Origin of the sequence: Allocoprococcus comes (assembly GCF_013300725.1) — a bacterium.
Lineage (GTDB): Bacteria > Bacillota > Clostridia > Lachnospirales > Lachnospiraceae > Allocoprococcus > Allocoprococcus comes_A.
Genome location: NZ_JAAIMM010000006.1, coordinates 79,511 through 93,002, shown reverse-complemented (window position 1 = coordinate 93,002; position 13,492 = coordinate 79,511). Strand labels below are relative to the sequence as shown.

Genomic DNA, 13,492 nt, shown 5'->3' with positions numbered 1-13,492 from the left:
TGTGAGTCAAGCAGCAGACATCTGTGATGGAAGGTGTACAGGACAGACGGACGATGACCGTGCAGATAAGGAAGTGGCAGAAATGAGCAAAATAGAAGTAAATGAAAAAAGAGTAGTTGACGAATTTCAGGAGCTGACCGCAATCGATGCACCAAGCTTTGGAGAGCGTGAGATGGCAGACCGGCTGATCCCGAAGTTAAAAGAACTTGGTTTTGAGGTGGAGGAAGACAATGCCGGAGAACATTTCGGAGGAAACGCCGGAAACTTATATGCATATCTTCCGGGAGACCTTCCGGGAGATCCGATCCTTCTGTCCGGTCATATGGATACGGTTGAGCCTTCCAAAGGCAAGAAAGGGATCATCGGAGAAGACGGTGTGATCCGTTCCGCAGGAAAGGCAGTTCTTGGAGCTGATGATGTGGCAGGACTTGTGGAGATCCTGGAAGGAATCCGCAGTGTAAAAGAAGCGGGAGTACCACACCGGGATATCGAGATTCTTTTTGCAATTGCAGAAGAACTTTATATCAAGGGCAGCAGTGTATTTGATTTTTCAAAGGTCCGTGCAAAAGAAGCTTATGTACTGGATATCAGCGGACCGGTTGGAAGCGCGGCATATAAAGCACCGTCCCTGATCTCTTATCAGGTGACGGTAACTGGGAAAGCATCCCACGCCGGATTTGATCCGGAGCACGGCATTCATGCGATCGCTATTGCATCCGAAGCGATCTCACAGATCAGTCAGGGACATGTGGACGAAGAGACAACCTGCAATATCGGATTGATCGAAGGTGGGAGCGGAACGAATATTGTTCCGGAAAAATGTACCGTAAAGGGAGAAATCCGGAGCTATTCCCATGAAAAAACAATCTGTTGTGTAGAAAAAGTGGGAAATACTTTCAAAAAGGTGGCTGAAAAATACGGAGCTGAGTCAGAACTCGCCTACGAAGTTCATCTGATCGCTTATGAGACTGCAAAAGACAGTGTGCCGGTAAAACGGTTTGAAAGAGTAAGCAAAGAGCTGGGACTTGCAGGAGACCTGGTGGAGACATTTGGAGGAAGTGATAACAACAGCTTTGCGAAGAACGGGATTCCGGGACTGGTGCTGTCAAATGGAATGTACCAGGCACATTCGGTAAATGAATATACGACAATCAAAGATCTTGTGACAGGAGCAGAACTGATCGCCGGGCTGATCACCGATGAGCAGTAGTGTCTGTTATTATACAGAAAAGACGCCCAAAGCGTCTTTATTTCATAGGAAATTCCAAAGGAACTTCCTATGAAATAAAAGGCACTGCGTGCCGGAGATGCGCACTTGCACGAAGATGAAGAATGTCGCAAGCGGTCTACGCTCCGCTTCGGTCGTTGCTTAACGAGCGTCACTGGCGCTCAGCAACGCGCTCGGCGCGAGAATGTGCCGAGGCACATTCTTTCTTGCATTTACAGGAGAAAAAACAGATAAAACATATTGAAATTAAAGGTTTTTAAAATAATTCCCTATTAACCTATTGACAAAGTAGGTAAAAGTAGATATAATGCAACTATCAAATTTGAAAGATCACTATAGAGATCACGATACATCAGACAATCAGAAAAGAGAGGTAGAAAAATATGAGCGATTATAAATTTGAAACACTTCAGCTTCACGTAGGACAGGAAGAACCAGATCCGGCATCTGATGCCAGAGCAGTACCGATTTACCAGACAACATCTTATGTATTTAAGAACTCTGCACATGCAGCAGCAAGATTCGGACTTGCAGATGCAGGTAACATTTACGGACGTCTGACAAACTCTACACAGGATGTATTTGAAAAGAGAATCGCAGCACTTGAAGGTGGTGTGGCAGCTCTTGCAACAGCATCCGGAGCAGCTGCAATTACATATACCATCGAAGCACTTGCAGCAGATGGCGGACATATCGTAGCGCAGAAGACAATCTATGGTGGAAGCTTCAACCTTCTTGAGCACACACTGACACATTACGGAATCACCACTACATTTGTAGATGCACATAACCTGAAAGAAGTAGAAGATGCAATTCAGGATAACACAAGAGCCATCTATCTTGAAACTCTTGGTAACCCGAACAGTGATATCCCGGATATCGATGCGATCGCTGAAATCGCACACAAGCATGGACTTCCGCTTGTGATCGACAACACATTCGGAACACCGTATCTGATCCGGCCGATCGAACACGGAGCAGACATCGTTGTACATTCTGCTACCAAATTCATCGGTGGACACGGAACAACTCTTGGTGGAATCATCGTAGATTCCGGCAAATTTGACTGGAAAGCAAGTGGAAAATACCCGGCAATCGCAGATGCAAACCCAAGCTACCACGGAGTATCTTTCGTAGATGCAGCAGGTCCGGCAGCATTTGTAACTTACATCCGTGCAATCCTTCTTCGTGACATGGGAGCAACCATCTCTCCATTTAACGCATTCCTTCTTCTGCAGGGAACAGAGACACTGTCACTTAGAATTGACCGTCATGTAGAAAATACAAAGAAAGTAGTAGAATATCTCTCTAATCATCCAATGGTAGAGCATGTGAACCATCCGTCACTGCCGAATCATCCGGATCATGCACTTTATGAAAAATATTTCCCGAATGGTGGAGCATCCATCTTCACATTCGAGATCAAAGGCGGACAGGAAGAAGCTCACAAGTTCATCGACAACCTGAAGATCTTTTCACTGCTTGCAAATGTTGCGGATGTTAAGAGTCTTGTTATCCATCCGGCAACAACAACACATTCTCAGCTGACAGAAGAAGAACTGCTTGATCAGGGAATCAAACCGAACACAATCCGTCTTTCTATCGGTACCGAACATATCGATGATATCATCGCAGATCTTGAAGGTGGATTTGCAGCGGTTCAGGGCAAATAAATATTATACACACAGAAATTTTGGACGGAGGTTTTTCGGAACCTTCGTCTTTTTCGATTTGTACAGAAAATTTAAGGAGAAAACATTATGACAAAGGCACAGATCAGAAAAAATGCTTTTCTGAAATCCATTCCGATCATGTGCAGCTACATTTTCGTAAGCATGGCATATGGGATTATGATGGAAAATGCCGGATTTGGCTGGTATTATTCACTGTTTGTCAGTCTTACCGTATATACCGGGGCATTCCAGTTTGTCCTGATCACATTTTTATCCAGTGGAGCCTCGATCGTGACGATCGCACTGACAGCGTTTCTGATGAACAGCAGACAGACTTTTTACAGCCTTACTTTTCTGAAGGATTTTCAGAAGATGGGCAGGCGTAAGCTCTATATGATCCACACGATGACGGATGAAACCTATGCGGTAAACTGTACGCTCGACCTCCCGGAAAAAGAGAAGGAGGATACGATGTTCCTGGTTGCATTTTTCAGCCGGTGTTACTGGATGGCAGGGGCAGTTTTAGGTGGAGTCATAGGGCAGCTGCTTCCGTTTGATATGGAAGGAATCGATTTTTGTATGACGGCACTGTTTGTGATCATTTTCATCGATCAGTGGGAAAAGACCAGAAAACACATTCCGGCAATGACCGGACTTGGGATCGGGATTTTGTGCCTGGTGATCTTCGGGCAGAAAAGCTTTATGCTTCCGGCACTTCTTATTACATCCGGAATTCTGGTCATTACGGAAAAAGGAGGAAAAAGTGTATGACGACGGGCGGAATTTTACTGGCAGTTCTGGTATCGGCAGTTTGCACGTTCGCGCTTCGGGCATTGCCGTTTCTGGCATTTAGCGGAGAGCGACGGATGCCGCTGTGGCTGGATAGGCTGGGGCAGGTACTTCCGGCGGCGATCATGGCAGTTCTGATCGTTTACTGTCTGAAAGATGTGGGAAGTGATCTGAGAGGAATCGCATTTCCAAAAGGAATTGCGGTGGCTGCTGTTGCAGTTACCTACAAATGGAAACACAACACACTCATAAGTATTGCAGCGGGAACGATCCTGCATATGGTGCTGTTAAGAGTATTGTAAGAGTTGCAACAGTCAGGAGTGTTAAAAATGCTGTGGGATAAGCGGAGATCCGGTATTTTCGGATGGATCTCCCTTTGACCAGATGCACAGATTATGCTATGATATGTACCGATACACGCGTATTTTTTATTTGACAACAATCCAGATGGAACTTTCTGTTCAATAAAGAGGATTATGTGTCAGGGTACATTCTTTTTATAAGGAGAAAATCAATGAGTATAGATATTACGATCGAGGAAATGGAAGCGCTTCCTGCAGAGTCCTATGAGCTTTTTGATATCCGTGGCGAGATCGAGCGCGCCCATGGAATCCTGCCGAATTCGACGGCAAGCTCAGCAGATGCACTGATGGAGAATCCGCCGGAAGATAAGGAAAAGAAGATCATTATCTGCTGCAGCAGAGGACAGATCAGCAGGGATATCGCAGAAGAACTGCAGGATCAGGGATATGAAGCATACAGCCTGAAGGGCGGTTATGTTGGATGGCTGATGGCAGATATGAAGAAAAAGGAAGCAGATGATGTCTGTGAACATGTGGAACTTAGTATCCGCAAGAAGTTCAAAAAGAAGATCTGGTCTAAATTTACAAAAGCTGTCAGAGAATATGAACTGGTCAAAGAAGGTGACCGGATCGCAGTATGTATTTCCGGTGGAAAAGATTCAATGCTGATGGCAAAGCTTTTCCAGGAATTAAAGCGTCACAACAAGTTTAACTTTGAAGTAAAGTTCCTGGTGATGGATCCGGGATACAGTCCGGAGAACCGGAAGGTCATTGAAGAAAATGCAAGGAAGATGAAGATTCCGATCCAGATCTTTGAATCCAATATTTTTGAATCGGTATTTGAGATTGAAAAATCACCGTGTTATATCTGTGCAAGGATGAGGCGGGGATATCTTTATAATTTTGCACAGCAGATGGGCTGTAACAAAATCGCACTGGGACATCATTATGATGATGTGATCGAGACGATCCTGATGGGAATGCTCTACAGTGCGCAGGTGCAGACTATGATGCCGAAGCTTCACAGTACAAATTTTGAAGGGATGGAACTGATCCGCCCGATGTATCTGATCCGTGAGGATGACATCAAGGCATGGAGAGATTACAATGATCTGCATTTTATCCAGTGTGCATGTAAGTTTACCGATACCTGTACAACCTGCAACAATGAAGAAAATCAGTCAAAGCGTATGGAAATCAAAAAGCTGATTGCAGAGCTTAAGAAGACGAACCCGTTTGTGGAGGGCAATATTTTCAAGAGTGTGGAAAATGTCAATCTGGATACGGTTGTCGGCTACAAGGCAAAAGGTGTAAGACATAATTTCCTGGATACTTACGATGATTAAAAATGACTGGATATGCCGGAGGCGTATCTGAGATATAAAGAAGAATGAAATTCCCGCCGGGCAGGTACAGGATCTGCCCGGCGGGAATTTTGAGATTAAATGACAGGAATATTGATCTGTACCAGAATTCCTGGCGTGGATCAGGATAAAACGGTTTTCTGCTGGTTTTTGATATCGTGGTAAATAACAAAACGTCCACGTCCGTTGTGCTTAGCTGTATACAGAGCATGATCAGCAAGGCGGTATAACTGGCTGAAAGATTCAGCATCCGTTGGAGCAACAGCACAGCCGATACTGCAGGAAAGTTTCCGACCATTTAGTTCCGGGATATCTATATTTTGAAGATTTGTATAGAGCTTTTGCAAGTGCAGATGGATACTGTAATCCAGACGTACATTTTTCATCAGGATCATAAATTCGTCACCACCGACACGACCGATGATATCGGTTGTCCGGAATTGTTCTTTCAGAAATCCGGCAAATATTTTCAGTACCTGGTCACCGGTTGCATGTCCATAAGTATCATTGATCTGCTTGAAATAATCCATATCGATCATCATTAAAGCCTGAAAATCTTCAAAATCTTTTTCGCGCAGCCATTCGGAAATCGTGTGTTCTGTATAAACTTTGTTCAGAAGTCCGGTCAGAGCATCTGTATGCGCCTGGCGAAGAAGCGAAGTCTGATTCTTCCGGTTGATCTTCCAGAGTGCGAAGATCAGGATCAGCACAATGCAGATAAAAAAGGCGAACAGAATGATTTCAAAGTTGTTGATAAAAGCAAAGGGCTGACGGGCATCGACTGCAGGAACGATATAGCAGAGCATCCAGCCGTTGTACTTTAGTGGCTGGTAGGAAATGTAGCGTGCATGTGATAAATCTGCTGTAATCTTGCGGCAGTTTGCGTGTCCTTGCTTAAAATCTTCCTGAAGGGTAGCACCATCTTCCGAGGTCTGAAATACCCAGTCAGAGGAAGAAGTAAAAAAGTTCTCCCGGATTTCGTTGTGCGTAGATTCAATGGAAATGATGTTGCCGTCCGAGTCTGTGATAAATGAGTAGCCGGAATCGGAATAAAGATCCTCAAAGAGCATGGTAGTCAGTTCCGTGACATCGATGGAGCCTCCAAGGACACCGATAATATTCTGATCTTTGTCATAAACAGGAACTGTGAGGACAACAAGGGTTTCGTTGTCTATTCTGCTTGACAGAGGAGAACTAAGGACGCGTCTGCCTTCCAATGTCTTTTGAAAATAGTCCCGTGAATTTGCATCGATTTTTTTCCCATCGCTGGAGTGCCCGATACCGTCTGTAGAAAAAAGCATAAGCCGATGATAGGAGCTGGAAGAAGCCAGTTCAGCAAGAAGCTGAAGATTATCGTTGCTGAACAGATCGGAAGTTGTTCCGAAGTATGCAGCAGGACTCTCCAGGAATTCATATTCTTTTTCCAGAACCAGTTCCAGGTGATCCTTTTGCTGCAGTGTGTTTTTTTGAATAACGTTCTGTACACTCTTATCAACGCTCTGTTGTACAAACCAGAAAAAAATCAGAAGTGTGAACGTCATTACAATCAGGAACGAAATGACAGCCGTTCCGTATTGCATCAGTTCATGACGTGATATTTTTTTCATGTAAGATCCCCCTCATATTGTACGTTAACAAGATGTTGGGGTCAAAAGGTATTTTGCCCCCTTTGATACCAGATTGCTACGTGCTTTGCACTCTCGCAATCCTCAAAAACATTCGTAATCCACTCATTTTTCTTTGAAAAATGGCTACTTACTCATGTTTTTGTCGGGTCAAGAGGTCAAAAATCCTCTTGCAAGCAAGCTGCATCGGCTTTCTGACCTTTTGCCCCGGTATCTTAACAAATAAGTAATTAGATTTTCTAAATTATATCATAAATGTTCTGGAATGTCATCGAATTTGTATGTGAAATGGATAGAAACTATGCATAATAAACAAAAAATGAACAGAAAAAGAGAGAATAACGTGAAAATTAACAAAAACATTACGTTATCCTATCTCTAATTGTAAATCATTTGACTGGTGCATCTTCCACAATGTTTATGAATACCAGACTTATAATATCCTGGATCAGACTTTCGCAGTCTTCTTTTTCAAAATTCATAAGAGTTTTTCTTTTTATGCCAGTTGATTATACATATAACTGAATGATTAGTATGATGGCACTGAATACGGTTATCATACCCATTAGAGGCATAAGTGGATACGAGTGTAGCGAAAATAAGGACGATAAATAATATAGTAAGAGCAGAAGGAAAAGATTTTATCCGGGTAAATCAGAAAAGACAAAAGGGGTGCGTTTTATTGACACGAAAAAATCAGACGTGTTATTATTGAAAGAAGAGAAAAAGCATGGTGCATGTTAGAAAATTGGGGAAATGTATTAAAATTTATGCACATGTCATAAAAAAATTGATTTAAAGGAAAGGAAATTGGTATGAATGCAGATGAGAAGGTAGGGCGTAATATTAGAAAATACCGAATGGCATATAATATGACACTGAAAGAACTTGCCGTAAGACTGCATAAGAGTGTGTCGACAGTTTCTAAATACGAAAAAGGGGATATTTCATTGGACATTTCGACATTTCTTGAATTGTCTAAGATTTTTAAGGTGTCACCTCTTGCGATTATCGGAGATGAGATTGCCGAGGAAGAGGAAGAATATACTTATGCGGAGACGATTGAAAAATTGTATATGTACAGCTATGACGGGATTGGAAAAGTAATTGTCAAAAGTGTGATTGAACAGCAGGCGGTGGAAGGAAAGAATAACAAATATAAAGTGCATTTGTTTAATGACGTAAGTGAGGTCAAAGAACCGGGGGAATGTGGAGGACTTTATGCTGGTGAGTATGAAAAGGAAGGATTTATCGGAACCTATATGCTTCATAACCAGGCGCTGAAATCAGAACACATCATGATCTCCTGTGTAAATAATCTGGTGAATCCGGGACAGCAGCTGGCACTGGTGTCCGGTCTCTCCAATTATACGATGCTTCCGGTGACCTTTAAAGCAGTGATTTCGGAAAAAGAAATTGTAAATAAAGAAAAGCTTATGAATCTTCTTACATTCAACAAAGAAGATTTTAAACTTATGAAGCAGATGAATTATCTTACCATACAAAATATGAGATAAAGAAGGATAAAAAAGATGACAAAGAAACAGAGAACACTGGAAGTAATAGAACGCTTGAGAAAGGAATATCCGGATGCAGACTGTACCCTGGATTATGATCAGGCATGGAAGCTTCTGGTCAGTGTGCGTCTTGCGGCGCAGTGTACCGATGCACGGGTAAATGTAGTTGTAGAAGGCTTATTTGCAAAATATCCGACAGTAGAGGCTCTTGCAGAAGCAGATGTCAATGATATTGAGGAAATCGTCCGTCCTTGCGGGCTTGGGAAAAGTAAGGCACGGGATATCAGTGCCTGTATGAAGATGCTCCGGGATGAATATGGCGGTAAGATTCCGAAGGATTTTAATGCGATCTTAAAGCTGCCCGGTGTTGGGAGAAAGAGCGCGAACCTGATCATGGGAGATGTATTTGGAGAGCCTGCGATCGTTACAGATACGCATTGTATTCGTCTGGTAAATCGCATTGGACTGGTAGACGGGATTAAGGATCCGAAGAAAGTAGAGATGGAACTCTGGAAGCTGGTTCCGCCGGAGGAAGGAAGTGACTTCTGTCACAGACTGGTGTACCACGGAAGAGAAGTCTGTACGGCAAGGACGAAGCCGCACTGCGACAGATGCTGTCTGGCGGATATCTGTAAGAAGGTAGGGGTAGAAAAATAAATGCAATATACAATTCCGGATTATTATAAAGAGTTCACCTGCATCGCAGACAAATGCGAGGATACCTGCTGTGCGGGATGGCAGATCGTTATTGACAAAAAATCATTGAACAAATATAAGCATGTAAAAGGGAAATTCCGTTTTACAATGTTGAAGTCTATAGATTGGATCCGTGGTATTTTCAGGCAGGATAAAGAAAAGCGATGTGCATTTTTAAATGACTGCAATCTGTGTGAGATGTATGCGAATCTCGGAGAGAAAAGTCTGTGTAAAACCTGTCGTCTGTACCCAAGACATGTCGAGGAGTTTGAGGATGTCCGGGAGATTACCCTGTCTGTATCCTGTCCGGAGGTGGCAAGGATCCTGATGGAGAAGAAGAAGCCGGTACGTTTTCTTACTTATGAAAAAGAAGGAGAAGAGGAATACGAGGAATTTGATCCGTTTCTGTATTCTATGCTTGTAGATGCGAGAGATGCAATGCTTGCAATCCTGCAGGACCGGGAGCATTCCTTAAAAGTAAGAGCCGGTCTGGTCCTTGGGATGGCACATGACCTGCAGGTCAGATTTAACCGGGAACAGTTATTTTCCTGCGAGGAAGTCATTGACCGTTATCAGACAAAGAGTGCCCGAAAGTTTGTACGGAAACTTTGGAAAGAGGAAAAGCTGTCTGTGCAGGAAAGATGGGAGATGGCGCATAAGATGTTCCGGGAACTTTATGAATTGGAACTTCTGCGCGAGGACTGGGATATGCTTTTGATGGAGAGCGAAGAACTTCTGTATGCGCAGGGAGCAGATGCGTATAAAGGAATCTCGTCTGACTTTAAGAAGTGGGTGAAGGAAGAGAGTGATATCCAGATCCAGGCAGAGCAGCTTCTGGTATATTTTATTTTCACTTATTTCTGCGGTGCGGTTTATGATGGAAGGATTTATGCGAAGGTGCAGATGGCGGTGATAAGTACCTACCATATTTATGAGCTGTGGAAAGCACGGTGGATTGAGAATGAAGGGACGCTTGCGCAGGAAGAGATTGTGGAGCTGGTGTACCGGTATTCGCGGGAGATTGAGCATTCGGATAAGAATCTGGAGCGGATGGAAAAGATGATGCTGCGGGATAGGCTGCCGTGGTATAAGGGATAATAAATAGATGCGTGGTGTGTATAATTAAAATAAGGGGAGTTTTACTTTATAACTTATTTCAATGATAGAGCAAAACTCCCTTATTTTTGCCTTAATATGCAAGCGATTAGTATGTTTGCACAATTAATCTTTCCGGTTATTCATCATTTGAAAATGCCTGCACGATTTTTGATGCATTTGAATAAGAATTTTTTGTTAAAAAGGGCGTGTGAAAAATGATTTCTCATTTTTCACACGCCCTTTTAATTTTAGTCTCTATGCATAGAGAACTTATCCATATCATAATTCTTCAGGTTATCAAGAATTCCACGGTCATCAGCCTGAGAAATCAAGGCATCACGGTTCTTCTTGGAAGCCATCTGGTCATTGAATGAACTTGGACCGCCGACACATCCGCCGTCACATGCCATACCTTCGATGAAGTCTTCCGGAAGACGTCCAACCTTCATGAGAAGGAGGGCTTTCTTACATTCCTGAGAACCATTTGCACGACAGACTTTCGCATCGATGCAGTTGTCAGATTCTTTCAGACTTTCCAGAACAGCTGCTGTTACACCGCCGGAATTTGCAAAGCGTTTTCCGAAGGTAGAAGCGGTCTGGTTGTCATTCGGACAGGCCTCGAGCTCAACATCTTTTGCTTTCATGATCGCACGGATCTCGCTGTATGTAAGAACATAATCTGCATTTCCTTCAATCTGCTGATCGACAACTTCGGATTTCTTAGCAAGGCAAGGTCCGATAAATACAGTGATCGCTTCCGGATCCTGTGCTTTGATCATACGGGAAATTGCACACATCGGAGAAACAGTTGTTGAGATATTGTCAGCAAGCTGTGGGTAATGCAGGCGAACCATATTTACAAATGCAGGGCAGCAGGAGGTTACTTTTTTCTGTCCTTCTTTGTAAGCTTCAGCCCATTCTTCAGCTTCGTAAGCAGCAGTCATATCTCCACCGAGTCCTACATCGTAGAAATCTACGAATCCGAGCTCTTTCATTGCTTTGCGCCAGCTTTCCATGGTAATGTCAGCACCAAACTGACCTTCTGTGGCAGGAGCAGCCATTGCGTAGATGTGTTTGCCTTCTCTTAAAGCATTGATTACCGGAACAATAAATGTTTTGGAAGCAATTGCACCAAATGGACAGCTGTGGATACATTTACCGCAGCGGATACATTTGTTTTTGTCGATTACGGAAATGCCATGCTCGTCGTAAGTGATCGCATCAACCGGACAACTGAATTTACACGGACGTTTTAAATGTGCAATGGCATTGTACGGACAGGCTTTGGCGCACTGACCACATTCTTTACACTTGGATGCGTCAATGTGGGAACGGTAATGTCCCGGTTCAATTGCCCCAAACTTACAGGCATTGATACATGCCTTTCCAAGACAGTTCTGACAGTTCTCTGTTACTGTGTAGCTGGAGATCGGACAGTCTTCGCAGGCAGAAGAAATAACCTGGATGATATTGCCATCATCTTCCGGTCCCGGAGCTTTGCCTTCTGCGAGGCGGATTCTCTGGCGGATGATCTCACGCTCTTTGTAGATACAGCAGCGGAACTGCGGTGTCGGTCCCGGAATAAGCTTCAGCGGGAGGTGATCACGCTGTTCTTCAAGTTCACCTGCAAAAGCAAGCTTTGCTATTTCGAACAGTACGTCATGTTTGATTTTGATTACGTTTCCATCAGCATTCATAATTAACCCTCTCTTCTCTAAATTGTTAAAAAATTCACTCTTCCTTTATTATAATTGAAACTACTATAAATGGAAAGAAGATTTCATGTTTTTAATGAGAAACATAGCGTAGAAGTTTGTGGAGAAGTATGTTATGATGAACGTGCAATGTTGGGAAATATAGTGTGCCGCATATTTGGGGAAATAAGAGGCACCGGTATGAAAGAGAGGAAAGAAAATTGAAAGAGAAGAACAAAGCAAAAAACATATTGAAAGAGTATGCAACGATCACGGTAGGAATGTTTATTGTATCGGCATCAGTGTATTATCTGATGATGCCGAATTCCTTTGTTGTGGGAAGTATTTCGGGACTTGTCATGGTTCTGGCAAACTTTATTCCGCTGAAGGCTTCGACGATGACTATGATTTTAAATGTAGCACTTCTGATCATAGGAATTGTGTTTGTCGGAAAAGAATTCGGGGGTAAGACGGTCATTACCTCTTTAATGCTCCCGGTTTATCTGCGTATTTTTGAAACAGTGACACCAGATGTTCCGCCACTCACGGATGATATGTTTATCAATATGCTGTGCCATATTCTGGTGATCAGCATCGGACAGGCGATTTTGTTTAATGTCAATGCATCTTCTGGTGGGCTTGATGTTGTTGCAAAGGTTTTAAATAAATATTTGCATTTTGAAATCGGAAAGAGTCTTACGATCGCAGGATTTGTGACCGCTGCGACGTCTATCCTTGTCTACGACAGAAAGACACTGGTAGTGAGCCTTCTGGGAACCTATCTTTATGGGATTGTTCTGGATAATTTTGTTGACGGTTTCAGTATCCGTAAGAGGGTGTGTATCCTGTCAAAGAAATATCCGGAGATCCAGCAGTTTGTTGTACATGAGCTGCACAGAGGGGCGACTCTATATCCGGCAGCCGGAGGACTGGATAATCAGGAACAGACAGAAGTGGTTACAATTCTGGAAAAGAGTGAATATGCAAAGCTTCTTGCATTTATCCATGAGACAGATCAGAGTGCATTCGTTACGGTATCAACTGTCAGTGAGGTAATCGGGGAGTGGAATAAACATAAAAAGAACCGTTTGAGAAAAGCGGAGTAATCGAGGAAATTCATGAGAGAAACAGTATTATTATTTAATATAAAAGATAAGAAGCGTGCACAGGAGCTGCAGATGATCTGTATGTCACTCAGGATCCGGGTGCGGTTGATAAAAAAAGAAGAGTATTTTCAGCCGGTTGGTGTACTTGCCGGAATGAAAGAAGCGTCAGAGACAGACGGGATTTATGAGGGTGAAGAGCTGGCAGATGAGATGATGGTATTTGCCGGAGTGACAGGCAGCCATCTGGATCAGATTTTATTTATGATGCGAAAGAAAGGTATGAAAGGCATTGATTATAAAGCGGTTCTGACAGATACAAACAGTCAGTGGACTGTGCCGGAACTTTTTAAAGAGCTGGAAAAGGAGCATGCGGCGATGCATCAGCTTTAATTTCACAGAA

At 43.2% G+C, this 13,492-nt stretch carries 12 protein-coding genes; 10 read left to right on the top strand and 2 right to left on the bottom strand.

The annotated features are described in order from the left end of the window. Window position 1: 1 nt before the first annotated feature. From G4407_RS04885 to G4407_RS04865, 5 genes are all read left to right on the top strand, one after another. The gene (locus G4407_RS04885; protein ID WP_330583874.1) at window positions 2-1,210 is read left to right on the top strand and encodes a M20/M25/M40 family metallo-hydrolase; all 1,209 of its coding nucleotides are present in this window, start codon (window positions 2-4) and stop codon (window positions 1,208-1,210) included. A 401-nt stretch (window positions 1,211-1,611) separates the two neighbouring features. Beyond that, window positions 1,612-2,901, top strand: coding sequence for an O-acetylhomoserine aminocarboxypropyltransferase/cysteine synthase family protein (locus tag G4407_RS04880; RefSeq protein WP_008369949.1), 1,290 nt, complete (start codon window positions 1,612-1,614; stop codon window positions 2,899-2,901). Between the two features lie 87 nt (window positions 2,902-2,988). Beyond that, window positions 2,989-3,672, top strand: coding sequence for an AzlC family ABC transporter permease (locus tag G4407_RS04875; RefSeq protein ID WP_173685317.1), 684 nt, complete (start codon window positions 2,989-2,991; stop codon window positions 3,670-3,672). Continuing rightward, the gene (locus G4407_RS04870; protein ID WP_173685318.1) at window positions 3,669-3,992 is read left to right on the top strand and encodes a branched-chain amino acid transporter permease; all 324 of its coding nucleotides are present in this window, start codon (window positions 3,669-3,671) and stop codon (window positions 3,990-3,992) included. The genes G4407_RS04875 and G4407_RS04870 overlap by 4 nt, the downstream gene beginning before the upstream one ends. Window positions 3,993-4,204: 212 nt before the next feature. Beyond that, window positions 4,205-5,338 (top strand): ATP-binding protein, encoded by a 1,134-nt coding sequence (locus G4407_RS04865; RefSeq protein ID WP_173685319.1) that lies wholly within the window; start codon window positions 4,205-4,207, stop codon window positions 5,336-5,338. A 140-nt stretch (window positions 5,339-5,478) separates the two neighbouring features. Here the strand turns inward: G4407_RS04865 and G4407_RS04860 are convergent, their stop codons facing one another. Then, entirely contained in the window at window positions 5,479-6,963 is a 1,485-nt protein-coding gene (locus tag G4407_RS04860) for a sensor domain-containing diguanylate cyclase (protein ID WP_173687972.1), read from the bottom strand. Between the two features lie 833 nt (window positions 6,964-7,796). On the opposite strand from G4407_RS04860, the gene G4407_RS04855 reads away from it, so the two are divergent. Genes G4407_RS04855 through fliB form a run of 3 tightly spaced genes read left to right on the top strand, consistent with a single transcriptional unit; the run spans window position 7,797 to window position 10,292 of the window. After that, window positions 7,797-8,498 carry a helix-turn-helix domain-containing protein gene (locus tag G4407_RS04855; RefSeq protein ID WP_055297659.1) on the top strand — a complete coding sequence of 234 codons (702 nt, stop codon included), beginning with the start codon at window positions 7,797-7,799 and terminating at the stop codon, window positions 8,496-8,498. 15 nt (window positions 8,499-8,513) lie between these two features. Beyond that, window positions 8,514-9,155, top strand: a complete 642-nt coding sequence (locus G4407_RS04850; RefSeq protein ID WP_117557555.1) for an endonuclease III domain-containing protein — start codon at window positions 8,514-8,516, stop codon at window positions 9,153-9,155. Next, window positions 9,156-10,292 carry a flagellin lysine-N-methylase gene (fliB, locus tag G4407_RS04845; protein WP_173687971.1) on the top strand — a complete coding sequence of 379 codons (1,137 nt, stop codon included), beginning with the start codon at window positions 9,156-9,158 and terminating at the stop codon, window positions 10,290-10,292. Window positions 10,293-10,540: 248 nt separating this feature from the next. Here the strand turns inward: fliB and G4407_RS04840 are convergent, their stop codons facing one another. Next, on the bottom strand, window positions 10,541-11,989 hold the full coding sequence (locus tag G4407_RS04840) for a 4Fe-4S dicluster domain-containing protein (protein ID WP_118217412.1): 1,449 nt from the start codon (window positions 11,987-11,989) through the stop codon (window positions 10,541-10,543). Window positions 11,990-12,207: 218 nt separating this feature from the next. On the opposite strand from G4407_RS04840, the gene G4407_RS04835 reads away from it, so the two are divergent. Together G4407_RS04835 and G4407_RS04830 are read left to right on the top strand one after the other, a co-directional pair. Then, the gene (locus G4407_RS04835; protein WP_173687970.1) at window positions 12,208-13,092 is read left to right on the top strand and encodes a YitT family protein; all 885 of its coding nucleotides are present in this window, start codon (window positions 12,208-12,210) and stop codon (window positions 13,090-13,092) included. A 12-nt stretch (window positions 13,093-13,104) separates the two neighbouring features. Beyond that, window positions 13,105-13,482 carry a DUF3783 domain-containing protein gene (locus G4407_RS04830; RefSeq protein ID WP_173687969.1) on the top strand — a complete coding sequence of 126 codons (378 nt, stop codon included), beginning with the start codon at window positions 13,105-13,107 and terminating at the stop codon, window positions 13,480-13,482. The last annotated feature ends 10 nt before the right edge of the window (window positions 13,483-13,492 follow it).